The organism is Spirochaetales bacterium, from assembly GCA_016930085.1.
GTDB lineage: Bacteria > Spirochaetota > Spirochaetia > SZUA-6 > JAFGRV01 > JAFGHO01.
On sequence record JAFGHO010000054.1, the window covers coordinates 1 to 23,862 of the forward strand.

Genomic DNA, 23,862 nt, shown 5'->3' on the forward strand with positions numbered 1-23,862 from the left:
CCGTATTCCCCTTGATGATCCCGGTGAAGGTCACCGTGTTGTCCGTGGACGTTGAGGCCGGGCAGTTGTTTCCCGCGAGGTCCTGGACCGCGTCCACGGGAATCGAGGCGACGACATCGCCGGCTGAAGTGAGCCCGTCGACCGAGATTTCATAGGTCGTTTCGGTGATTTCGGTCACGGTCACCGTTCCGCCGGTTGCCGTACCGCCCGAAAGATCGACGTCCGCCGCTTCGAAGTTGACAGGTTCCGAGAATGTGGCGGTAAAGAGTACGGGCTGGACGAGCGCCGGGTCGTTCTGCCCCGAGGCCTGTTCGACGGTCGGCGGATCTGGCGCCGTCCAGTCGACGGTCCGCGCAAACTGGGTCGCCGCGGGGTTTAGGTTTCCGAGCGCGTCGGTGCAGACCCCGACTGAGATGTCGACGGTCACAAGACCGGCCGCATCCGGTGTGATCTCGATACTGTACGCGGTACCTGTTCCTCCGAATGTTCCTTTTGTACCGTTTGACACGGTAATATCATCCGCGGCAAAATCCGCTGTGCTTTCGTCAAAATCGATCGTCACGGTAAACGACGCGGCGTTGGTGGGATCGCCGGTCACCGAATCCATGGTCGCGACCGGGCCGGTCCTGTCCGAGGTGAGACTCAACTGTGTTGCCGCCGTGTTGCCGTTTCCGTAGTTGTCCGCGCACACGTCCGCTGCGACATCGACGGTGACCGTACCGTCCGCTGTGGGAGAAATATCGACGGTAAAGACCGGGTTGTTCGTATCGTCGAAATTGCCTGACGTGCAGTTTCCGAGCGTGAGGTCGCCCTCGACGAAATCGACCTCCTCGCTGAAGGTGATCGTGACGCTGAAGGTATCGGCATTCGTAGGGCTCGATTCTGCGGTTTCAAGAAGGACGGACGGCTGGGATGTCTTCGAATAGATGCTGAACTGGGTTGCCGCCGTATTGAGGTTTCCCGCTGCATCGTTGCACGTACCCTCGGCGATGTCGACAGTCACCGTACCATCGGCGTCCGGTGTGATGTTGACGGTATAGGAATCGCCCGTTCCCGTGAAATCACCCGCCGTTCCATTGACGACATCGAGATCGCCGACGGCGAAATTCCCGACCGCTTCGGTAAAGGTGATCGTGAGGGGGATCGGGTCCGCGTTCGACGGGTCGGTTTCCGTCGATGTGATTTCGACACCGGGCTGTTCGCTGTCGAATCTTATGCTGAACTGCTCGGAGGCGATGTTCGGCGTGACGCCGGAAAGCTGATTGCAGACGCCTTCGGGTATGTCCACGGTGACATCGTCGTCCGTCACCGATGGGACGATGTTCGCCGTATATTCGGAAGCGCTGACCGCCGCGAAACTGCCCCCTTCGACTGCGCCGTTACCGATCACGAGGTCGTTCTCGTCGAAGTTTTCCACGTCATTGTTGAATGTTATGGTAATGGGTATGGGATCAGTGTTTGTCGGACTCGATTCACTCGAGGTGATTTCGGCGATGACCGCGTCCGGATTGAAATGAACCGTATGGGACGATACGGCCGTATTCGACTGGGCATAATCGTCCGTACACACATCCGCGGGGACACTGATCGTGATATCGGCCTCCGTTTCCGTGTCGTCCGGGTTGACGGTAACGACAAATACCGGATTTAAGGTACCGTCGATGGAAATCACCGTGGCGTTCGTGCTGTCGACGAGAATATCGGCGAGATCGTCGAAATCGGTCACCGGTTCGTTGAAAGTGACCGTGAACAGGATGTCATCCACATACCACGTGGCCTTTGCCGATGTGAGGGTTCCAGAAGGCCCGACCGTGTCTTCGACGGTGAAGTCCGCGACCGCCGTCCCGCTGTCGTCGCTTCCGCTCTTGGCGGCGAACGCCTTGATCGTGATGCCGCCCACCGTATCGAGAACGATCGGATCGGTATAGACTAATGAGTCGGTGGTCGGGTCGTCCCCGTTGTCCGTATAATAGATCGTCGCCCCCGATGTGGCGCAGGTGATCGTCACGTCATCGACATATCGTTCGACCGTGCCTCCCGCGGGGTCGATGACCGGCGTTTCCACCTGGGTCGGCTCGTCGCCGCCCCCGCCGCCGCCCCCCCCGGAGGAACAATTGAACAGACTTGCTGCGATAATAAGTCCAAGGAAAATCCGTAAAAATATTCTCATTATACAACTCCTTCTCTCTTCGAGAACAAAAAAAAACCAGAATAACGTAAGTTTCCTCAACTCGAAACTTTTTATTCCGGTTCATGATGCTTTTATTTGCAAGATTTTATTGCGGCTCTATTTCGTCATTGGAAATATAGTCAATTCACGGGTCGAAGTCAAATTTTAAAGAGAAAAAAAAACGGAAAACCGGCGATACAGGGGGCCGTTTCGGGGTTCGGGTGGGCGCTGCCTCGTTCATTGACGCATGAATCGATAAAAGCGGCATTATCATTCGCGGCTGAACTCGCACGGGAACGGATCGTACCCATGTAAAAAAGGAAGAGTGACGCGGAGGGCCGCAGAGAACAGGTAACCGTTTTCTTACAATAAAAAACAATCGTTCTCTGTGGTTCTCTGTGACTCCTCAGTGTCCTCTGTGCTACACCTGAAACATCAAAAGAGAATGCTGCACTTTTCCGTCATAATATCAGAATCTGTTTTTTTTATAAATTCCCGCTTCACCGCCCCGTGTGACTCCTCAAAAGCCCCCTGTGTCGCTTCTTCCCTCGATCAGGCGCTTTTCCTGCTGACATGAAAGAGTGCGATCACGTAAATGATATTCGACATGAGAAGCACGAGCCAGCCGAGAAAATCGGGCTGAAAAATCATCCTGCCCCCCTGTATCGACATGCCGGTGATAAACTGCTTGTACACCGTCCTCGCGATCCAGTACACGACGACGAGAATCGGTCCCAGTCCGATAAGTTTGATCTGGGAGCCGACGAACAGCTCGAGCGCTAAAAGAACACCCGCGACCAGGTCGATAATCGCTATGGTCAGGGAAATAACGTCTTTCCCCCCGCCGAAAAGCCCTGAAAAGGCCCGGGCGAGTTCGTTCGCCGGCGAATTATACGAAACGATACCCTGGATGCCGAGCAAAATCAGAAATGCCGCCAGGGCGAGCTGAAGGATAAGCCGCGTGTCAATGCTTTTTGTTGACGCCATGATATTCCTCCTTTATATGCTGTTCAACATAGGGGCAATGTAAAACGAATATGATCTTCTGTCAATAAATAATGCCGCGATAAGGATATTATATAATAAACAATACCTGAAAATTTGTGCCAAAAGGTATATTTACAGTGCGCTTCATTAATTCTAATATAAGATCACATAATGAGTCAGGTATATACATCCTGATTTATTATAACATCCCATCATACCCCCGGTTCCATCGTATAAAAACGACGGAACATGAGCTCTGCTGCTGGCACGTGCTACCCCACATCAGGCATGCGTTAGTAGGCGGGGCTTTTTTTATGTACCGGAACATTGTGCGGCGGACCATCGCTTGAAAAACGGCGGCGTTCGTGAAAAATCCGGGTTCAATGTTATGCCGGCGGTATGCCGATAATTGAACAATACAAACACTCTCACAGGCAAAAGGAGCGGCTGTGCTATTCCCGACACCACAATTCGCACTCTTTTTTCTCGTCGTCTTTCTCTTGAGCTGGCAGATGAAACGGAACTCCCCGCAGAAAAAACTCTTCCTCGTCGCGGCGAGCTATTTTTTCTACGGATACTGGGACTGGCGCTTCACGTTTCTTCTTTTCCTCTGTTCCTGCGCCGCCTACATCTTCGGCGTTCTCCTTGGGTTACAGCGGAAGCGGTGGCAGCGGAAGCTCACCCTTTTTATCGCCTGTCTCGGCATGCTCGGGGTTCTCGGCTTTTTCAAGTATTACGGATTTTTCGTCATTTCGGCGGCCAACCTGCTCCGTTTATGGAATATCGGGATCGATCCGGTTCTCCTTACCATCATCCTGCCGGTGGGTATCTCCTTTTTTACTTTTCAGGCATTGAGTTACGTGATCGATGTCTACCGGAACACAATTCGGCCGTCCCGATCCCTTATCGATATACTCCTTTATATATCCTTTTTCCCCCAGCTTGTCGCCGGTCCTATCGTGAGGGCGAACACCTTTCTTCCCCAGCTCGAACGGAAAGACACCGACGAACGGCTTCCCGCAGCACGGTATCTCATCCTCATTCTGGGCGGCTTGTTCAAGAAAATGATCATCGCCCACTACCTTTCGACCCTCCTGGTCGACCGGGTGTTCGCCAATCCGAGCGCCTTTTCGGGGATCGAAGTCCTCTTTGGTATTTATGCCTATGCGGTCCAGATCTACTGCGATTTTTCCGCCTACTCTGATATCGCTATCGGTACGGCGGGCCTTCTCGGTTTCAGGTTTCCCGACAACTTCGACCACCCCTACCGTGCCGCCTCTCTGCGCGAGTTCTGGCGGCGCTGGCATATTTCACTTTCCACATGGCTCAGGGATTACCTCTACATTCCCCTTGGGGGCTCGAGGAAAGGATTATCGCGAACATTACTCGCGATCATGATCACCATGCTGCTGGGCGGTCTCTGGCACGGCGCCGCGTTGAAGTTCATTCTCTGGGGCGGGCTTAACGGGATCGGACTCTGTCTCGAACGGTTCGTCTTCCGCGTCCCCACCCGAAGGGAACGGTCGTTTTTCGGCAGGGCATTCGGCACGTTCCTGACCTTTCATTTTGTCTGTTTCTGCTGGATATTCTTCAGGTCGGAGTCGATTTCGGGGGCATACGAGTATATACGGGCGATCGGGAACATGGGGACCCCCGTGACCCTGATCACCCCGTTTGTCATCTTTCTCATTCTGACAGGCATCTATATTCATTTCATCCCGCGGCGCACCGGCAGGCTTCTCACCAGGTGGCTGAGCAGGCTTCCCGTCACGATGCAGGGGATAGCCTGCGGGGTATTCATGATAGGACTCGGCGTTATTGCGCCGCAGGGGATCGCCCCGTTTATTTATTTTCAGTTTTGATATGAAAAGAGGAATCCGTTTTTATACAGTTCAGCAGGCCGCCGTCGTCCTGCTTCTCGGTCTCATTATCAGTCTTTTCGGAAACGCGGGGAATATCCACCGGAGTATCATGAACCTCGACGACAAGACGCTGAAAGCTGCGCTTCTCTTTTTCGTCACCCCGTACCGGGACCTGGTCCGGCCGCTCACCGTCGACGAACGCCTGCAGGACCTTCGGCGGCGCTTCTTTCACATCGCTCGTATCTCAACCGATTCCGGATTCGCCGCTGAAACCGGTGAAATGGTGACCGCCGGCTCCCCTCCCCCGGTCGTCAGACCGGAAGAGACAAGCCTTCGTCAGGGAACAACGGGATCGCGTCAGGAGCCACCGGAACGCAATGCGCCTCCGGTCTTTTCATCCCGCCGGCCGTTCCGGCTCCTCATGATAGGTGATTCGCTGCTGTCGGGGGCGATCGCGGTCATGTTCGACCGCGCCGTTTACCGTAACAGGGCCGTCTCGTCCGAGCTCATAGCGCATCCGAGTTCCGGTATGTCGCGGACGGACTATTACAACTGGCAGGAGAAAATCGAGGCCGTTTTCGCGCAGCATAGCTACGACGCGCTTGTCATCCTTCTGGGGACAAACGACGCGCAGACCATTGTCTCAGGCTCGAAGCATTTCCGGTTCAATACCAAAAGCTGGCGGGAAATTTACGAAAACCGCCTCACGAAGCTTTTTCGATACCTGGAGGGGAAAATATACAGGATATACTGGATCGGGTTGCCGCCCATGAGAAACAGCGGTTTTCATGCGAAAATGTCCGCGATAAACGACATTATCGAAGGTGTCTGCGGCCGTTACGGGTATGTCTCCTTTCTCCCCACAGGATATCTGCTCGGGAATGAACACGCCCGTTACACCGATTATCTCGAAATCGACGGAAAGCTTTCGCAACTGCGGCTTTCAGACGGGATTCATCTCACCTATGCGGGCGGGAAGATCATTGCCGGGCTGCTGCTCGGTATGATTCATCGTGACTTTGACTTTGAAGAGGAAAAGGAGGAACCTGTCGAGATTGTCCGTGAATAGGACAGCATTACCGGTAAAAATTGTTTGGCTTTTTCCCTGAAATGGTGTATCTTTTATAGAGAAGGAATTCGGGCACAGGGAAGGAAATAGATGGAACCTCACAGCATTGTAAAAAAGACACATCTCGTTCTCTTTATCGCGGCAATATCGGCCGCCTGTCTTCTCTCCTCCTGCGCGACCGCCCCCGTCAATCCTCAGGGAAACACCCGTTCGGAGGCGGGCTCGACGTCCGATTCGGCCGGTACCACGTCGTCCTCGCGATCGACGGCGACCTCCTTCGGGCAAAGCGGAAAATCGACCTACATGTCGAGTTCGTACGACGATTACTCCTTTAGCGGAAACCTCTTCGGCAGGGGGCTTGCTTCGGTAAAAGGCATGCAATCGATTAAACCGGAAGAAAGCATTGTCTTTATCCTTTTCTACGGCGGTCTTTTCTCCGCGTTGTATCTCCTCTTTATAATACGCAAAATCTTTCTTGCAAGAAAAGCCTGATACACGGATAACTATCTGTCTCATAGATAAATAGTTGGTTCCCGCTCCGCATTCACGCGTAAATACACAACTCCGATATTGACTTTCGGCCTGATATTTACTATAACATTAGTCAGAGGATGGAAGAAAAGGTACGGCTGTTAAAAAATGCAAAACTTTTCTCGCGACTCAAAGATTCGGATATTGCCACTATAGCGGAATACAGTGAATTCAGGGATTATGATGACGACGCCGTCATCTTCGAAGAGGGAACGTTCGGGGAGTCCCTTTTTATTGTCAAACAGGGAGCGGTTCGAATCATAAAAAGGGAGGAAGGGAAAAAAGACAGGGATATCGCACGGTTCATTCCGGGTGATCTCTTTGGAGATCTCGACCTTTTCGAAGACAGCCCCCGTACCGCGACCGCGCTCGCGGAAGAAGATACGACCCTTCTCATTTTTCCGGCGCCATACATCCAGTTTACCGAACTCATCAACAAGTATCCTGACATTTTCGCACGCGTCCTCCACGTTCTCCTCGCCACGGTCGCGGGAAGGATCCGTTCGACGAACAAACTCCTCTCCGACAAAACCCAGTGGATCGACGATCTCAGAAAACAGATTCTCTATGACAAACTCACCGGGCTTTACAATAAAAGCTGGCTCAAGGAAGATTTTCCCCTCCAGCTTCCCTCTTACGGCAACAATACGACGGTGCTGGTACTCAAACCCGACAATTTCAAATATATCAATGATACCTACGGCCATTCCGCCGGGGACAGGGTCCTTCAGATCATGTCTGAAACACTGAAAAACTCGACCCGCAAGACAGATACCGTGATTCGGTACCGGGGGGACGAGTTTGTCGTCATTCTTCCGAACACGACAACGGATGACGGCCTCAGAATCGCCGAAAACCTGAGGCAGAAATTGTATGCCATTAATATCAAAAAAGTCATCATGGGCGATGAATTCAGGACACCGTGGAGTATCGGTGTCGGGACATATCCCGTTCATGCCGACGATCACAACGAGATTATCAAGGTGACATTCGATATCATGCTTTCCAAACGAAACAGCGGAGGTGACGGGGTAAAGATCGCTCCGTAGAAATATGCATAAAACCGTTTCTTTCCTGAAACAGATTCACATTTTTTCATCACTCGACGACGTTGAAATCAAAATACTCGCCAAGAATCTCAAGCTCGTTCCGGTAAAATCCGGTGCCGTATTTTGCAGGGAAGGAGAAGAGGGTCACGAGCTGTACATCCTCAAAACAGGGAAAATAACGGGTACGATCGGTCTTCCGGACGGTAAACAAAAGGAAATCGTGGTTTTCAATCCGGGCGATTTTTTCGGAGAAATGTCGATATTCGAAAACGCCCCCCGATCGGCGACCTGTTACGCAAAGGAAAAGGGCTCCCTCTTCAAACTTCACAAGCACAAATTCTTCAAAATCATCGAATCGAACCCGGCGATCGCGATCAAGGTCATGTATAAAATGCTCAACATTACCACGCAGCGTCTCAGAAAAACGGGAAGCCTGGTCTCCGACATGGTCCGGTGGGGTGACGAGGCAAGCAGAAGGGCCATAACGGATGAATTGACCGGCGCCTATAACAGGCGCTTTCTCGACAACTCGCTCGATGACTATGTCGAGGCGGCCCGAACAAGCGGCAAGCGTCTCTGCCTTATCATGGCGGACCTCGATTATTTCAGGCAGATCAATGAAGCCTACGGCCACCAGATGGGCGACAAGGCGATCCTCGAAGCGGTAGCGGTATTCAAACACCACCTGCGGCAGCGGGATATTCTTGCCAGATACGGCGGTGACGAGTTTACCGTCATTCTGCCCGATACAACCATGGAAGAGGCCGGAGAAATCGCCGAAAAAATCCGGCGCGATGTCGAAAAACTCGATTTCCTGCAATCGATGAACGGACCGGTAAAAAGCTTTTCGGCAAGCCAGGGTATCGCCTGTTACCCGGATACCGCCGGGGACGAAAAAGCCCTCAAGAAAAAAGCGGACGAGGCACTCTACGCCGCCAAGGAAGCGGGACGCAACAGGGTATACTGCGCCAAATCCGGCTGATCTTAGCCGGCACGGCTGCTTGCAGACGTCACACGGCTGATAAAACCCCAAACCCATATTCGTTCCCTCATGGGCCCAAAAAAAAGATTATTGAGAAAAAAGGCTTGCACTTAACATATGTTTATTATACTATACCGATATGGCGACGTTTCTGAAAGCACCGGATACTTCGTCCAAGCTGGATATCCTTTCCGCGTCCGCCCGCTTTGATATCTGCCTTTCCTCATGCAGCACCAATAGCAGTGGTACGAGCGGCAGGATACGCGACCCCCTCGATCCTCTCCGAAAATGGATCTATCCCGCTCACGTGCCGGGAAAAGGCCGGGTCGGAATTCTCAAGGTACTCCAGACAAACGTCTGTAAAAACCGCTGTACCTATTGCTCCTTTTCCGCCTTGAAAGACAATGTCGTTCGGACCGGATTCAGACCGGACGAACTGGCAAAGGCATTCATGGAATTGGTCCGCACCGATATGGTCCATGGTATTTTCATCTCTTCCGGTGTCGGCGTCAACACGGACACGACGATGGAAAAGATGATTCTGACGGCGGAAATTCTCAGGAAACATTACCGTTTCGACGGATACATCCACTTGAAAATTCTGCCGGGGGCCTCATACAACCTTATCGAAGCAGCGGCATCCTACGCGAACAGGCTGTCGGTAAACCTCGAATCGCCCGGACGCGAACTTTTGGGCCTTATCGCCCCCGACAAGGACATGATCCGCGACCTGGTGCTGCCCATGAAGCAGACAGGCGAAATATTAAGGCGAGGCGCCCGTGCGAGCAGCCAGACGACGCAGTTCGTTGTCGGGGCGACGGATGAAAGCGACTGCGACATCATGAAAACAGTCGACTGGATTTACCGCCGTTTGTTCGTGTTCAGGGCGTATTTCTCCGCCTATCAACCGGATGAAAGGGAAACGGGACGCCCGCTGCCGCCCGAACCTCTCCTCAGAGAACACCGGTTGTATCAGTGCGATTTTCTGCTCAGGGCGTATGGCTTCGGCCTCCAGGAACTCGTCTTCGACGCTTCCGGAAATATCCCCCTTGACGTGGACCCGAAAACGGCATATGCGATGATGCATCCCGAATGTTTTCCCGTTGATATCAACCGTGCGGAAAAACATCACCTGCTTCGTGTTCCGGGTATCGGGCCCGTATCCGCCGAACGAATTATCAGGGAACGTATCGGAAATCCCTTTCATGGACTCGAAGCATTGAAGGGAACCGGCGTTGTCACGGACAGATCTGCCCCCTATATTCTCTTTTCAGGAAAGCGCGACCGTTCCTCCGCGTACAGGCAGCGATGGCTGTTTGAAGAGACTGCCTGTAGCGGATGGCGGACGGGCGTTTTTCCCTATCGGAACGAAACGTTTTCGAATAAAGCGAAAACCGCGATGCCGCAGCCCCCATCCTCCATCTACCCCGCGCTTGCCGGAAAGCCCGTCGCCTGGCGCGGGAGGCGTCTTACATGAAAATGAGTGAAAAAACAACACACCCGGTACCATCAAACAGGTGCCGGTCGTTTCTTTTTGACATACCATATTTACCGTATTTTCCCTATGTGTCATATTGACTCTTTTAGAGGAAATTTTCCAACCCCGCCATACGAGTGTGTTTTATTTCATTATATTATAGTTAATTATAAATAGCCTCATCTTCCTGATTTGGCACAAATATTGCAGATATATTAATAGAGTCAATAAATCCTATATAAGGAGGTGCGATATGAACCTTATAAAGTACAGACCAATTACCGGAAGCCTTTTTGACTTGGATTTCGAGCGCGTGCTCGACAGGTTCTTCGATGATTCGGTATTCACCGTTTCAGGACAATCACATCCGAAAGTCGATGTGCGTGAAAATGAAAACGATTACGTTGTCGAGGCGGATATTCCCGGTTTTACCGAGAAGGATATCGATGTTTCGGTAAACGGCGACCTGTTGACCATTTCATCCAAAAAGGATGAAACGAAAGAAGAGAAAAAGAAGGGCTATATTATCAAGGAAAGGCGAAGTACCGCTTTTTCGAGAAGTTTTACCCTTCCGAAAAACATCGACAGGGACAAGATCGACGCGCACTTTAAAAACGGCGTACTTTCGCTCAGTCTTCCGAAAACGGAACAGGCTAAGCCGAAACAGATCGATGTAAAAAAGGCCGACTAACGAACCGGTATGTAGAAAAAAGCCCCTTTCAAGAAGGGGCTTTTTTTATAAAAATCGATGCTTTTATCTCCGAACCACCGCTTCTATCCCGTCATTCGTTTGTTTTCCGGGATCTTCCCCGTAAAGGACATCGGTAACATCCTTGTAATCGTGCGGGCTCGCCCATGCAGCATAATAATGTCTGTCTTCGAGCAGGGGAAATCGTGTCCCGAAATAGGTGTTGAAAACAACACGGAAGGTATTGACGGGGCTTGAAATCCGGTAATTGTCGTTATCTTCATACCCGGGCAGATACCAGGCATTGAGAATGGAAAATCGCTCGTGCACATTCGTTTTTTCGAGCGATTCCCATGATAATCCCGACCCGGACCCATGATCGGCCTGGAGAATGATAACCGGGGGATGTTCAGTGTTGCGCTCAAGTATCTGCTGAATCGTTTTTTTAAGGAGTTTCGTAATCCAGGTGATCTGGCCGCCGTATCCTTTGATATAATTTGCGAGCCCGCCGCCGGTGGACGACATATAGTGCGATCCGTCGCACATATGGAAAAAATCACTCTGCCGTGTGGGTTCGCCCTCCGCGGTGAAGACAAAAGGAGGATGCGGTGAAAGAATGTGTGCGAAAACAAACTTCGGTGAAGGAAGCATATCGAGTCCCGCGAGTTTGTCGAGGGTATAGAGGATGCGTTGCCGGTGTTTGGCGAATGCCGAATCCTCTTCGTCCCGGTTCAAGGGGAACAAGGTCGTGTTTATCAGGATGTTTTCGAACTCGCTCATCTCGCTTTCAGGCGAGAAATAGTAATCGGTGTTATCGAGACGGGTATGATAATATCCCGATGAAAATGCCGCGATCGTGTATCCTGCGCTTTTGAGGAATCGAACGACCGCGTTGTCCCGCAGTCTTGCGGAAACAGGCATTCTGTCCCTCGAATCGATGCCGAAATCCCCAATATCCTGGATATAGGACATGTTGAGGGTGGCGGCGGCGGAATATACCGTCTGGCAGTAATTGGAAAAGCTTTTCCCGGGAACATGAAATCCTTTTTCCCGGAGAAAGGCATAAAAATCGGTATTATCCACATGAAAGATCGTCTCGAGTATGTCCTTGCCGGTGTAACCGTCCATAATAATAAAATAAATATCCGGAAGCACCGTTGACTTTTTTTCCTGTTGTGAATAACCGGTTGACTCCTGCGTTACTTCCACATCGGCGGCTTTCTTTCGGGTAACGAGTACCGCCCCCGCCTGGACAATCTGAAAGAACACCAGACAGGCTCCGATGAAAACGAGAATCGTGGTAAGGTGGCCAAGATTTTTTTTTGTCCGGATAACGATGAAGATTCCGGCGGCGAGGAGGCCGAGACAGACGACCGTGAATATACTCCCGAACGTGACGGGTATGGTGCCGAAGAGTGCAAAGCCGGTTGAGGGAAGAATACCCGCGATATGGCCGTATGAAAAGTAGACAAAAAGAATCATCGTTGCGATAAGGGCGCTTTTGCGGAAATCCTTTAATATGATACCGGCGCCGAAGGTGACGAACACTGCAAATCCCGCCGCAACGAGAAGCGGCACCGCAATGTCGCCGGGAGTCATTTCACCGGCGTTGTGCGCGTAGAGAAACAAAAGAGGAAATATCCCGAAAAACAGGGGGTGAAGAAATGTGAAGCCGTCTTTTTTCATGAATTTCATATGGTATGCATAAGGTATATGATTCGGCCGCTTTCATCAAGTGTCCTGCTTTCCGAAATACTGAAATATCGTGAAAAAACCTTTTCGAATTCGGACTTTCCATAGTCCGGAAAAACATCTTCCCTGGTCGAAAGCAGTTTCCGTATCTGCGAATCCTCTTTTGGAATAAACTCGATAACGAGATGGGAGCATAATGAATGAAAAAAAGAGGCGATTTTTTCGAACGGCAGATTATTCGATATGGCGAGGTGATGGATCAGGGCCAGGCTGATCACCATATCGACCGGTCCTCTTTGGGAAAGACTCTTCCTCTCCCTGTTTTCCCACCCGATCCCCGGACTCGGGTTGGTTAGATCCACTAAAAGCGGAAGGATATTGCCGGAGTTTTCCTGTTTGCAAAGGCGGTAGTTGACTTCGACGGCGGCCGGATCGATATCGAATGAAACGACATGCGCCGCTTTTTCCGAAGCGATTCTGGTAAAAATACCGGTATTTGCCCCGAGATCCCAGACCGTACAGGGATTCGTCTTTCGTACAAACTCTTCAACGACCCTTTTTTTCTGTTCGAACGCCGCTTTGCTGTAATTCGTTTTATCATAGTAGTCCGCCCACTCCGTTCCTTTCGGCTCCCATTTCATCTTCAGAACGGCGGAAAAAAGGCTTTCGATGATACCCTGAAACGCAAGGGGTGAAACCCTTAGGTCGGCGACATCGACGGCCTTGTCCTCGTATGCCTTCTGGCTTCCGGCATGAAGGTGAATATGAGTCAGGAGAGTGAACGAAAGCCTGGACCGGAACGGCAATAACGAACTTGCCAGATCAAGGGGTATCCCGTCGATGTATACTTTCAGCAGCTGATTCAGCCGTATATCCTTGTACATCATGAGGGCAAGGGGGGCAATAAAATGCTGACAAAACTGCCGGTACGCGACCCAGGGAGCTCCTTCCCGGTACTTCTGAAACGAAAGCGTGTCGATTAATACCGGTTTTCCCTTGAGAAACTGGATGTTGTATGCGCTGGCGTCCTTGAGACACATCCCCGCATCAAAAGCCGCCCGTTGCACATCGATAGTGAGAAGCGCGGCATCCCTCAACTGGCTGAAACTCCACTCATACGGATACGAGATAAATGGAACATGAAGGGGCTTTATTATTTTATAGGCGCGTTCCGCCTCTGGTGGCGGAATATCCGCTTCTGTATGCGGAATGAGGAGGCCTTTTTCGACCAATTCCGCATACAGCCCGGATGCCATGAGCATCTCATAGTCTGCTTTGTATGAACGATTGATCTGCCTGTAGAGTACCTGATCATGATAAAAAAGGAATCCCGACGGATCGCGGAAGGACGCCGCGTCTCTGCTACCTGTTTTCATCAACCTGTTGTTTCTGTTTTCCCTGGAAAAGATTGACAAAAAAACCTTTCACTTTTTGCCAGAAAATTTTGACGGCGAGGCCGGCACCAAGCAGAACGGCAATGATCACCTGCAGCAGGTAGCTTCCCGTACCCGGATCGATATACCCATAGGCTAGAAACGGCAGTGCGAACATTATGGTTATTGCAAACAACCCTATTGATACGATTCTTTTTTTCGTCACAAGAGTTATCTCCTTTCATAAAAATAATTAATATATAACAGTAATAAAATAAACCGCTTGAATTCGGAATTATTCCGAATGGAATCTACCGCACGGACGGCATAATGAGAGAATAAAGGAAGTACTACAATTAATCAAGATGTTCGATCACGGAAAAAACGTTCTTTTTACGTATCGCCCGGACGGCAAGCGGACTTTCGGGGTGGTTTTTGCGGTTTGCCGGGAACATACGTAAAACCGGACAACCCACGCGGCCCCTTAATCCTCCCCGTAAAGATGGACGGCCTGATGGAGGTATTCCTCCGCCTCTTCCCTGCATTGACCGCAAACGGTGGAGATTTTTGTCTGAAACTGAAGCTCTTCGAAACTTCGCGCACCGTTTCTCACCGCCTTGTCGATATCCTTGTCCGTCACGTTCATACACTGGCATATGATCGTCGCCTTTTCGCTTTCGATTCTTTCTTCCTGGCCCGTGCGCCGGAAATAATCATCGATCGCGGCCCGAAGCGCTTTGTCGCCGAGAACCGAACAATGAATCTTGTGTTCGGGAAGCCCCCCGAGTTTTTGGGCGATATCTTTAGGTGAAACATGGTATGCCTCGGAAAGTTTCATCCCCGTGACGACCATGGAAAGCATGGACGTACTGGCTATCGCGCTGGCGCAGCCGTATGTCTTCCATTTACAGTCGACGATAACGTCGTCTTTCACCTTGATCGCCATCATCATCTGGTCGCCGCATTTTATATTGCCGACGACACCTTTGCCGTCCTCCTTGAATGATCCTTCATCGAAAAGCACATTACGCGGATTCATGAAATGGTCTTTGACCACATCGGTATAGACCCACGCCGAATCATCACTCATACGGCACCTCCTTTCTGATAAACCGTCGACATACGCCGAATCTTCTCTATAACCGGAGGCAGAACCTCAAGGACATAATCGATTTCATCCTCCGTCGTTCCCCGGCCCATACTGATTCGTATGGACCCGTGCGCGAGTTCGGCCCCCAGGCCGGTTGCAAGAAGCACATGCGAAGGATCGAGTGAACCTGAAGCGCACGCTGACCCGGTTGAGACGGCAATCCCTTCCATATCCAGGTAGAGGAGGATCGATTCTCCTTCCGCGCCGAAAAAGGAAACGTTCAGGGTATTCGGGAGAACGTCTTCAGGGTGGCCGTTGAATTGTATATCGGGAACCGAGTCTTTGATACCGGATGCGAGTTTTTCCCTCAACCGCAGAAGCCGGGATGAGACCGACTCCATTTCAAGCGAGGCCATTTCCACCGCCTTCCCGAACCCGATAATCCCGAGGGTATTTTCCGTCCCCGCACGCCTGCCCGTCTCCTGATGCCCCCCGTGAATGAAAGGACAAAACGGTGTTCCTTTTTTTACGTAGAGTGCCCCGATCCCTTTGGGTCCGTAAATCTTGTGTCCAGACAGGGAAAGAAAATCGACATCGAGGGCTTTGACGTCGACCCGGATTTTTCCGAGGGCCTGAACCGCATCCGTATGCATCAAAACGCCATGCTCATGGGCGAGCGCTGCAATCGATGCGATATCCTGTATGGTACCGATCTCATTATTCGCGTACATGACGGAAATCAGCCCCGTCCTTTCGGAAATCAATTCCTTGAGATGATCGATATTCACCTTGCCCGCTTCATCCACTTCGATGAAATGGGTGACGAGTCCCCGTTGCGTAAGGCAGCGGGCCGTATTCATGATACACGGATGTTCGATCGAGGTCGTAATGACTTCGGCGCGTTCTGCGGGTAGTCCCCTGCACATATTCCCCCTGCAGGCAACGAGATTCAATACCGTATTGTTTGCCTCCGATCCGCTTCCCACAAAGATGATTTCATCCGGGGAGGCGTTGATAAATGAAGCGATACGGCCCCGTGCTGCTTCGAGCTTTTTTCGGGCATCCCTTCCATAGCTATGCATACTCGACGGATTGCCGAACACCCCGAAGACCTCGATCATTTCCTTTTGGACCTCCGGATGAAGCGGCGTGGTCGCGTTGTAATCGAGATAAATCTCTTTTTTATCCATGTCAACCTCCCGGATGATCTTTTTTACCGTCTACCCTTGCCAGAAACCAGGCAAGGGTTTTCGACTTCAAATACTCTTCTATCGTATCATTCATCTCGTGCCAGAAATCCTTCACGGCGCAGCGTGATGATTCTACACAATAATTCCCCTTGTGTACACAGGGAACGGTAATAACGGGCCCGTCGAGTGACCTGGCGATATCAAAAGCGGTAATGAGCGAAGGTGAGCGGGCCAGTTCATAACCGCCCTCTGGTCCCCTGACACTCCGGATGATATCCGCTTTTTTCAAAAGCTTGAAAATGTTTTCGAGGTATTTTTGCGAAATATGCTGTTTTTCCGAAATCTTCTGCAAGGCAAGCGGCCCTTTCCCGTCATGCAGGGCCAGTTCCAGAAGCGCCCTCAGGCCGTAACGGGTTTGTGTCGGTACATGAAACATGAGAATACCTCCATCAACGAAGACCGTTTATCCGATATCGAGCATGCGTGAAACGGGTTTCAAGGCATCTTCCGCGGTTCTGTCCCCGATCCTGACAACCGGTTTCATCGATTGAAGGGAATGAAGTATCTTCTCGAGTGAGATCATTTTCATATCACCGCAGACGGCGTCACTTGTTGCCGGGATAAAGAATTTTGCGGGATTCTCCTTCTTCAGACTGTGGATAATCCCCGTTTCCGTTCCGATGATAAATGACGATGCGTTGGATTGCGATACATATGTAAGGATTCCTCCGGTGCTGCCCGTAAAATCCGCCAATCGTACGACTTCTTCCCTGCATTCCGGATGGACGAGTACCTTTGCTTCGGGAAAGGCTTTTCGCATCTCCGCGATATGACCGGGGAGAATTTTCCGGTGAACCGGACAGTATCCGGGCCAGAGAATCATCGGTCTACCGGTCTTTTCACGGATATACCCGCCCAGATGCCTGTCCGGGACGAAGATAATTCGCCTGTCTTCGGGAATCGAGGAGACGATACTTTCCGCATTCGAGGAGGTACAGCAGATATCGCTTTCCGCCTTGACTTCCGCCGAACTGTTGACATAACAGACAACCACCGCATCCGGATGCCGTTTCTTCAACCGGCGCAACGACTGCGCATCCGCCATATCCGCCATCGGACATCCGGCATGAGCTTCGGGGAGGAGAACGGTCTTGCCCGGATTGAGAAGCACGGCGGATTCGGCCATAAAGCGGACACCGCAAAAAACAATCACATCGGCATCGACTTCGGCCGCCTTTTTACAGAGAGCGAGCGAATCCCCGATAAAATCCCCGATATCCTGTATTTCCGGCGGCTGGTAATTATGGGCGAGGATAACCGCATTCCGCTCTTTTTTAATTTCTCCGATGCGTCGAACCAGTTCTTCATACATAATCATACTTATCCTATAGATTTTGTATGAATATAACCATTACACATTATTCTGTCAAGCGATCATGATTCCGATGTATTTGCGGATACGGTTACCTTTTTTAGTATATCGATGTTTTTTAAATTCTGCCCCGTCATATCTTTGATATTATCCACGCAGGTAGACAATTCGGTCCCTTTCTGGAGCTGATCCCTGAGCAACTGGTTGATCGCCGAAAAGGTGTCTCTCAGATCGGCGAGAGTCTGTTTGACCTTTTCATTTTCTTCCTGTTCTTCCGATGTCAGTTCCTTGATCGTCACCGTGTCCTGAAGCAGACTTTTCACCGAAGCCAGAATCGCCGAGGCCTGCGATTTCTGGTCCTGCATCAGACGTGTAATATTGGCGATCATCGCCGTCGATACTTTTATTTTATCGATGATGGTAAAAAGGCTGGTCGACACCTCATCGGAGAGGGTGGTACTCCGTTCTATCAATTCGTACATATCCTTGATCTTTTCAAAACTCGTTTCGAGGGTGTTCTTTGTATTGAGTGAAAGATTGCTGATTTCTCCCGAAATGACGGAAAATCCCTTGCCGTGAATCCCCTGCCGCGCCGCTTCGATCGCTGCGTTGATCGAGAGAATGCTCGTTTTATCGGTGATATCCTCGATCGCGTTCAGCACTTCGCGCAAAAACAGCGAATATTCGCTGATCGTCGCAATCGCAGCCTTTGATTCCTTGATGATCCGTGTGCTGTTTTCCGCAAGGTTCTGAAGCTGCGTGGCTTCCGCGTGGGAATCGAAAGCACTCGCCATTGTCTGTTCCATCTGTTGATCCATCGAGGTGATTGTCGCCGATATTTCCTCGACGATCGACGTCTGGTTGATTATTGCCTGGGGAACCTTTTCGGTGGCGATATCGATTCGTGCCCCGACTTTTTTCATCGTCTCTTCGATTTCATTGAATTTACCGAACACCCGTTCGATAATCTCCCTGTTGTTTTTCTCATAGTGACCGATCACATCCGTCGAGGTCAGCACGATTTCCTCGAGTCGCTTGCTCGAATTATTGAGATTATCCGATACGATACCGATATTTTCCACCATCTTCTTGAGTGATTCGTTTCTTTTATTGAGATCGGCCGCAGTCTTGAGAGATTTCTTGAAGATCTGTGCCTGATCGAAGGCAAGAAGAAAGAAAATGCTCAACACAAGGGCAAAAAATCCGAACGCCATGATATAGGCATAGGGAAAAATCTGCTGGAATACATGGTAAATATCGGAATAGGCGGTAACGAGGACAAAACAAAATGAAATGAGTATGACAATCGATTTTTTGTTTTTCTTTTTAATGATGGATATGAGAATGACAATGATCGAAAAAACGACACAAACCAGAAGGAACCCCATCGTATAAAGGAAAATACCGGCGACCCCTTCGAGTCTGGTCTGGAAAAGGGGAAGCACCGAAAGTATCAACGCCGGAAGCGCGAGACCGATTTTGAGGATTCTGTTTTTATACGCTATGCCTGTAAACTCGAGGATAAAAAATATGATAAACAACCCCGTCCAGGGAAACATTGCGCGGGAAGTTATCTCGAGCGGGACCTGGCTTACCGCGTCAGAGAGAAAGGCCATGTTGACATAGGAAAGCCCGTAACAAAGACAGGTAAGCCCGAAATAGAGAATTGAAAAATCCCTGAAGTTCATCGTGATAAAGAGAAACAGCATATATAAAAAGATGACAAATGAGGTGATACAAGCCACCTGCATCATTGAAACACCGATAAAGTTCCTCAAAAACACTTCCCCTTCATTTTTGTAATACGAACCGATAGTCAGATCCTCGAGGGGAAGATTGTCTTTCTCCGGATACGCCTGTATCGCAAGTTCGTTTATCTCGTTTCCGTAGCGAAGAATATCTTCGGAAAGATAGATATTGTGCGAAAGAAAGGCGTGGGTATTATACACATCCCTGTAGCGGCCGTATGTCTGGATTTTCCTTCCATTGAGGTAAATGGCGCGGGGATATCCCGTCATGCCCATGTAAAGGGAGAGGTGTACGTTCCGTAATCGCTCATCCACATAAAACCTCGTCCGAAAGGTATACATATATCTTTCCAGGTTTTTTTTATTCTGAAGCCATTTACCGTCATATTTTTCAAATCCCTGTTCCTTGAGATCCCCGGTGACATATTTTCCCTCCGCAAACCCGCTTTCCAGGATATATATCGATCCGAGAACAAAGGATTCATCGCCGTTTTTCACCACATTGCCGGAAAAAAGGTGGTTGTCGTCATAATCGAATGGTTGTTCACCCGTCTCACCCGATAATTGTACCGCGCTTATCACAATAACACAGATAATGGCTATATTGGTTCTCTTCATGACCCCTCCTGAAACTCCTTCTCAATCCCCGATAGTCATCAATATATAAGGAATTCCCCTACTTTAAATAATAATTATTTTTATTTTTTTTTCATCTCTTTTTTATCGGGAAATGCATGTTATCCCGATAAATTACCCTATATGCGTCGCTATATTCATGAGAGATGGCATGAATCAATTGAAAATGCCGTTCATAAAAGAGACCGACGCTGCTTTCACATATCGGATTATCGGGAGAAAATGCATTGATTTTCCGGGAAACCACGATTATAATAAAAAAATATTCTCGTTTAACCATGACGGCATATGGGAAAATCAAAACGTCGGTTTTTTAAAAATATAAGCTACCTCGCCCAGAGGGAAATTAGAACGATCAAAGGCATCGAAAATATCCTCGCACTCGACGAAGCGCACTGGTCAGCCACCGGGGCGTCGATAGAATCGATCATATGCGATCCCGTGTTCCTCGATCTCGTCGATTCAGACGACAATAAGCGTATCATGTGTTTCGAGATCAAGGAGGCGATACGCTGGCTTTTCAGAAATCTCAATGACAAAAAAGCGGTTATTGAGGAAAGCACCGCATTGCATATCGATACAATCGACACATCCCATACCGAAGGGAAAAGTCTCTACCAGTCGGCCCTTCAGATACTTCAGCGTCTCGGCAGGGAGAACGAAAAAGTAATCACCCTGAATGAAATCAGACAAATCAAGGAAAAGGTAAAGGCAACGCCGATAAGCGAAGCCGGTGTTGTCCTTCCCGAAGCGACAGACGATCCTCAGATCAGGCAGATGCTCGAGGATATCATAAAGACTATCGGCGGGGCCCCCCATCCGCTGGGAAACAGGGGTGTGACACTTGAAAAACTGAATGAATTCATAACGAATGGCGCCGCTTTTCTTCAATGGTACAAAAAAGGCGAAACAAAGGAGGGGCAAACCAGTTCCACGATCATGATTCTAGGGGAATCGACCGATCCGGCTTTTAGAGCGTACGCCGGTATTAAGGACAAAATCGATCATTACTTCACCCTCTGCAAGATGATCGGCTTTTCCGACGGAATGGAGATTATCGACTCCGCCTGTAAAGCCGACACAGAGGAGCAGTTGAAGGAAAGGATTTTTCCGGATGTAACCGATCCGGTCTCCATTGAATCATACCTGATAAAGGCCCCCCTGGCCGTTCCCCGAAAAGAACGGATTCTATTTTTCGATCAGTGTATCAACACATATTTCGAAGACCAGGTGGCGCTTTTCAGAAAAGAGGTCATGAAGCCGATGTTCGGCGAAAAGGATACAGAACTCACCGAAGCCCAATGGAAACGGATAAAATCGATGTTCGTCGAGTACGAAAAATGGCAGGGTGAAAAGAAGGGTGAGATCGTTTCATCGATCCCCCCCAAAACACTCAAGGGGTACCTGAACAACAAACTCATCAACCGGATAAAGGAGCTTATCGCGGAAAGCAATGAGACCGCCCTGGTACTCGATGAGATTCGTTTGATCGAAAAACTCGTTCTGTTTCAGTCACTGATGCTCACGTTTCTCAATAATTTCGTTTCATTCCCCTACCTTTACGATCCCGGAAAAAGGGCGATGTTTGAAATGGGAACCCTCATCATCGACGGGAGAAGGTTTACCCTTTCTGTCCGTGTCGATGATCACGACAAACATCTTCTCGTCGCCCGGCACAGTAACATGTACATTCTCTATGTGAACGTCCTCTCTTCGACGGAAAAAAAATACGAGATAGCCGTCCCTGTCACCTCCGGCAACAAGGGAAATCTTTATATCGGCAAGCATGGTATTTTTCACGATATTCATAACACGGACTGGGATGCCGAGATAATCGACATCGTCGAAAACCCGATCAGCCTGGGTGAGGCACTCAGCAGGCCGTTCAAGAACCTCATAAAACTTATCAATACGAAAATAGAGGAATTCAAATCCGCAGCGGAATCGAAACTCGGCACGGTCATCAAGGGAGAGGCCGTCCCGGGACAACAGCAGCAGGCGGCCGCCGGTGCCGCGCAGCCCGCAGCGCAGCCGAAAAACCAGGGACTCGGTAATCTCTTTATGGGCGGCAGTATCGCCGTTGCCGCGCTCGGTTCGGCCATCGCATTTATCACAAAAACCCTTTCCGAGGTCAAATGGACCACGATGGTCATCACCATCCTCGGCGCCCTGTTCGCCGTGCTCTTCCCGACTTTTATTTCCGCGTTTCTCAAACTCAATAAACGGGATATGACGACGATTCTCGAAGCATCGGGCTGGGCGATCAATATCCGAATGAAACTCGGCTTAAAACTCGGCAAATTTTTCACCTTCCGGCCGAAGATGCCTTTCCGGTCCATGAGTTTCAGATGGCTGGCCTGGTTTCTCGTCATACTGTTGGCGGGAGGCCTCGCCGCTTCCTTTTTCTTCTTTTCGCCTTCCGTCACCGTCTCATGCCGTAAAAAGATAACCTTTTCCCTCCTCCTCTGTGACCGGATCGATTCCCTGCACGGTAAATACGTGAGTGCGGAGGTCCGTGACATGGAATCCTCCGGCGGTACGGTGCATTCGAAAATCGACGGTTTTTTTCGAACCGCTTCCCCGGCCGCACACACCTACCGGGCGGTCATGACGAGCGGCAAACCATTACAAACCGGCAAACGGTATTTTCTTCATTATTTCATCGATGTGGACGGAAACGGAACTTCGAGTGCCGGCGATATACGGGGCGTCAAAGACTTCGATGTTCTGCCCGATGCGGAAAAATCGGAGGCCGTCGTCTTTATCGATACCGAATCGGCGATAGAATAATATATGTGCAATTTTCAAATCCCCGGAATACCGGGCCGGGAAGAAAGTGACCGCACCCGGGGCGAACGCCTTCCTCAATGCTGCCTGTAATGTGAAAAGCGGCCTGAATCCCTTTCGGGCCGCATACTTTTCGCCCTACCATGTTACGAGTACGGCCGTGCCATTGATATTGCTTTGTTTCAAATCGGCAAGCGCCTCATTCGCCTTGTCGAGGGGATAGGATGTGGTCGTGGTTTTAACCGGTATTTTCCCCGCGAGTTCGAGGAATTCCTTCGCGTCCCGACGGGTAAAATTGGCCACACTCCTCACGCATTTTTCCCAGTAAAGATGACTGTCGTAGTCGAGTTCGGGTATCGTCGTCATCGTCACACCGGCGAGAACGAGGGTTCCCCCCCGCTCCAGAACACGTAACCCTTCACGAACGATGGGGCCGGCGGGCGCGAATATGATCCCCGCGTGCATCCGGGCGGGGGGCTCGTCTTCGGCGCCTCCCGCCCAGACCGCGCCGAGCGACTGAGCATGCCGCCGGTGCCGGTCGCTCCGCGTAAAGACATAGACCTGGAAACCGAGATGATTCGCGATCTGTATCGTGATATGGGCCGACCCGCCGAAACCGTAGAGTCCCAGACGTTGTCCCGTGAGGAGTCCGCACTGCATCAGAGCCCTGTAGCCGATGATACCGCCGCATAACAGTGGTGCGGCGTCAATATCGGTATACTCCTCCGGTATGGGATACACGAAATCCTCGTGCGCCACCACATAATCGGCATATCCTCCATTGACGTGGAACCCTGTAAATGAGGCGTATTTACAGAGATTCTCGAGTCCCCCCGTACAATATTCGCAGGTCCCGCAGGTCCGGTAAAGCCAGGGAACACCGACCCGTTCGCCGGGTCTGAACCGGTGTGCCGCATCGCCCCGTTTTTCTATGATGCCGATTATCTGATGGCCCGGGATGAGGGGAAGCCTTGGAAGTTCCATGTCTCCCTCGACCGTATGAAGATCGGTATGGCAGACACCGCAGGCGATGACCGATATCCTGACCTCGAAAAGGCCTGGTGCCGGATCATCGATTTCGACCTTGGCAAGCGGCCGTTCTTCAATGGGGCACGGGTGCGACAAAAGCATCGCTCTCATCGGTCAGTCACCTCCTTTT

The 23,862-nt window shown here is 50.5% G+C and carries 19 protein-coding genes; 8 read left to right on the forward strand and 11 right to left on the reverse strand.

Annotated features, from left to right (window positions below):
• Both JW881_08705 and JW881_08710 read right to left on the reverse strand, forming a co-directional pair.
• Positions 1–2,170: chitobiase/beta-hexosaminidase C-terminal domain-containing protein (locus JW881_08705; protein MBN1697578.1), on the reverse strand; the 2,170-nt coding region annotated here is incomplete at its 3' end.
• A 552-nt stretch (positions 2,171–2,722) separates the two neighbouring features.
• Complete coding sequence (locus JW881_08710) at positions 2,723–3,157, reverse strand: hypothetical protein (GenBank protein MBN1697579.1); 435 nt, start codon at positions 3,155–3,157, stop codon at positions 2,723–2,725.
• Positions 3,158–3,606: 449 nt separating this feature from the next.
• Between JW881_08710 and JW881_08715 the strand changes: the two genes are divergently transcribed.
• The 7 genes from JW881_08715 to JW881_08745 all read left to right on the forward strand — a co-directional run bounded on the left by JW881_08715 (position 3,607) and on the right by JW881_08745 (position 10,818).
• Positions 3,607–5,019, forward strand: coding sequence for an MBOAT family protein (locus tag JW881_08715; GenBank protein MBN1697580.1), 1,413 nt, complete (start codon positions 3,607–3,609; stop codon positions 5,017–5,019).
• A 1-nt stretch (position 5,020) separates the two neighbouring features.
• Positions 5,021–6,088: a DUF459 domain-containing protein gene (locus JW881_08720; GenBank protein MBN1697581.1), complete on the forward strand. Its 1,068-nt coding sequence runs from the start codon at positions 5,021–5,023 to the stop codon at positions 6,086–6,088.
• Positions 6,089–6,178: 90 nt separating this feature from the next.
• Positions 6,179–6,580 (forward strand): hypothetical protein, encoded by a 402-nt coding sequence (locus JW881_08725; GenBank protein ID MBN1697582.1) that lies wholly within the window; start codon positions 6,179–6,181, stop codon positions 6,578–6,580.
• A 119-nt stretch (positions 6,581–6,699) separates the two neighbouring features.
• Positions 6,700–7,668 (forward strand): GGDEF domain-containing protein, encoded by a 969-nt coding sequence (locus JW881_08730; protein ID MBN1697583.1) that lies wholly within the window; start codon positions 6,700–6,702, stop codon positions 7,666–7,668.
• A gap of 4 nt (positions 7,669–7,672) precedes the next feature.
• Entirely contained in the window at positions 7,673–8,650 is a 978-nt protein-coding gene (locus JW881_08735) for a GGDEF domain-containing protein (GenBank protein ID MBN1697584.1), read from the forward strand.
• A 139-nt stretch (positions 8,651–8,789) separates the two neighbouring features.
• The gene (locus tag JW881_08740; protein MBN1697585.1) at positions 8,790–10,127 is read left to right on the forward strand and encodes a helix-hairpin-helix domain-containing protein; all 1,338 of its coding nucleotides are present in this window, start codon (positions 8,790–8,792) and stop codon (positions 10,125–10,127) included.
• 253 nt (positions 10,128–10,380) lie between these two features.
• On the forward strand, positions 10,381–10,818 hold the full coding sequence (locus JW881_08745; protein MBN1697586.1) for an Hsp20/alpha crystallin family protein: 438 nt from the start codon (positions 10,381–10,383) through the stop codon (positions 10,816–10,818).
• 63 nt (positions 10,819–10,881) lie between these two features.
• Here JW881_08745 and JW881_08750 read toward each other — a convergent pair whose 3' ends face one another.
• The 8 genes from JW881_08750 to JW881_08785 form a co-directional block, all read right to left on the reverse strand.
• The gene (locus JW881_08750; GenBank protein MBN1697587.1) at positions 10,882–12,510 is read right to left on the reverse strand and encodes a sulfatase-like hydrolase/transferase; all 1,629 of its coding nucleotides are present in this window, start codon (positions 12,508–12,510) and stop codon (positions 10,882–10,884) included.
• Positions 12,507–13,883: a class I SAM-dependent methyltransferase gene (locus tag JW881_08755; protein ID MBN1697588.1), complete on the reverse strand. Its 1,377-nt coding sequence runs from the start codon at positions 13,881–13,883 to the stop codon at positions 12,507–12,509. Before JW881_08755 ends, JW881_08750 begins: the two co-directional genes overlap by 4 nt.
• The gene (locus JW881_08760; protein MBN1697589.1) at positions 13,870–14,058 is read right to left on the reverse strand and encodes a hypothetical protein; all 189 of its coding nucleotides are present in this window, start codon (positions 14,056–14,058) and stop codon (positions 13,870–13,872) included. The genes JW881_08755 and JW881_08760 overlap by 14 nt, the downstream gene beginning before the upstream one ends.
• Positions 14,059–14,364: 306 nt before the next feature.
• Positions 14,365–14,970, reverse strand: coding sequence for an iron-sulfur cluster assembly scaffold protein (locus JW881_08765; GenBank protein ID MBN1697590.1), 606 nt, complete (start codon positions 14,968–14,970; stop codon positions 14,365–14,367).
• The gene (locus tag JW881_08770) at positions 14,967–16,160 is read right to left on the reverse strand and encodes an IscS subfamily cysteine desulfurase (GenBank protein MBN1697591.1); all 1,194 of its coding nucleotides are present in this window, start codon (positions 16,158–16,160) and stop codon (positions 14,967–14,969) included. Before JW881_08770 ends, JW881_08765 begins: the two co-directional genes overlap by 4 nt.
• Before the next feature lies 1 nt (position 16,161).
• On the reverse strand, positions 16,162–16,596 hold the full coding sequence (locus JW881_08775; GenBank protein MBN1697592.1) for an Rrf2 family transcriptional regulator: 435 nt from the start codon (positions 16,594–16,596) through the stop codon (positions 16,162–16,164).
• Positions 16,597–16,623: 27 nt separating this feature from the next.
• The gene (gene nadA, locus JW881_08780; GenBank protein ID MBN1697593.1) at positions 16,624–17,538 is read right to left on the reverse strand and encodes a quinolinate synthase NadA; all 915 of its coding nucleotides are present in this window, start codon (positions 17,536–17,538) and stop codon (positions 16,624–16,626) included.
• A gap of 56 nt (positions 17,539–17,594) precedes the next feature.
• Positions 17,595–19,898: a hypothetical protein gene (locus tag JW881_08785; GenBank protein ID MBN1697594.1), complete on the reverse strand. Its 2,304-nt coding sequence runs from the start codon at positions 19,896–19,898 to the stop codon at positions 17,595–17,597.
• A gap of 306 nt (positions 19,899–20,204) precedes the next feature.
• Here JW881_08785 and JW881_08790 point away from each other — a divergent pair, with 306 nt between their 5' ends.
• Entirely contained in the window at positions 20,205–22,706 is a 2,502-nt protein-coding gene (locus tag JW881_08790; GenBank protein ID MBN1697595.1) for a hypothetical protein, read from the forward strand.
• Between the two features lie 135 nt (positions 22,707–22,841).
• Here JW881_08790 and JW881_08795 read toward each other — a convergent pair whose 3' ends face one another.
• Entirely contained in the window at positions 22,842–23,843 is a 1,002-nt protein-coding gene (locus tag JW881_08795) for a zinc-dependent alcohol dehydrogenase family protein (protein MBN1697596.1), read from the reverse strand.
• Positions 23,844–23,862 lie beyond the last annotated feature (19 nt).

Bases quoted from the DNA above. Each gene is read 5' to 3' on its own strand.
- JW881_08710 (MBN1697579.1), bottom strand. From the start codon at position 3,157: ATGGCGTCAACAAAAAGCATTGACACGCGGCTTATCCTTCAGCTCGCC.
- JW881_08720 (MBN1697581.1), top strand. From the start codon at position 5,021: ATGAAAAGAGGAATCCGTTTTTATACAGTTCAGCAGGCCGCCGTCGTC.
- JW881_08725 (MBN1697582.1), top strand. From the start codon at position 6,179: ATGGAACCTCACAGCATTGTAAAAAAGACACATCTCGTTCTCTTTATC.
- JW881_08730 (MBN1697583.1), top strand. From the start codon at position 6,700: ATGGAAGAAAAGGTACGGCTGTTAAAAAATGCAAAACTTTTCTCGCGA.
- JW881_08735 (MBN1697584.1), top strand. From the start codon at position 7,673: ATGCATAAAACCGTTTCTTTCCTGAAACAGATTCACATTTTTTCATCA.
- JW881_08740 (MBN1697585.1), top strand. From the start codon at position 8,790: ATGGCGACGTTTCTGAAAGCACCGGATACTTCGTCCAAGCTGGATATC.
- JW881_08745 (MBN1697586.1), top strand. From the start codon at position 10,381: ATGAACCTTATAAAGTACAGACCAATTACCGGAAGCCTTTTTGACTTG.
- JW881_08750 (MBN1697587.1), bottom strand. From the start codon at position 12,510: ATGAAATTCATGAAAAAAGACGGCTTCACATTTCTTCACCCCCTGTTT.
- JW881_08755 (MBN1697588.1), bottom strand. From the start codon at position 13,883: ATGAAAACAGGTAGCAGAGACGCGGCGTCCTTCCGCGATCCGTCGGGA.
- JW881_08760 (MBN1697589.1), bottom strand. From the start codon at position 14,058: ATGTTCGCACTGCCGTTTCTAGCCTATGGGTATATCGATCCGGGTACG.
- JW881_08765 (MBN1697590.1), bottom strand. From the start codon at position 14,970: ATGAGTGATGATTCGGCGTGGGTCTATACCGATGTGGTCAAAGACCAT.
- JW881_08770 (MBN1697591.1), bottom strand. From the start codon at position 16,160: ATGGATAAAAAAGAGATTTATCTCGATTACAACGCGACCACGCCGCTT.
- JW881_08775 (MBN1697592.1), bottom strand. From the start codon at position 16,596: ATGTTTCATGTACCGACACAAACCCGTTACGGCCTGAGGGCGCTTCTG.
- nadA (MBN1697593.1), bottom strand. From the start codon at position 17,538: ATGATTATGTATGAAGAACTGGTTCGACGCATCGGAGAAATTAAAAAA.
- JW881_08785 (MBN1697594.1), bottom strand. From the start codon at position 19,898: ATGAAGAGAACCAATATAGCCATTATCTGTGTTATTGTGATAAGCGCG.
- JW881_08790 (MBN1697595.1), top strand. From the start codon at position 20,205: ATGGGAAAATCAAAACGTCGGTTTTTTAAAAATATAAGCTACCTCGCC.
- JW881_08795 (MBN1697596.1), bottom strand. From the start codon at position 23,843: ATGAGAGCGATGCTTTTGTCGCACCCGTGCCCCATTGAAGAACGGCCG.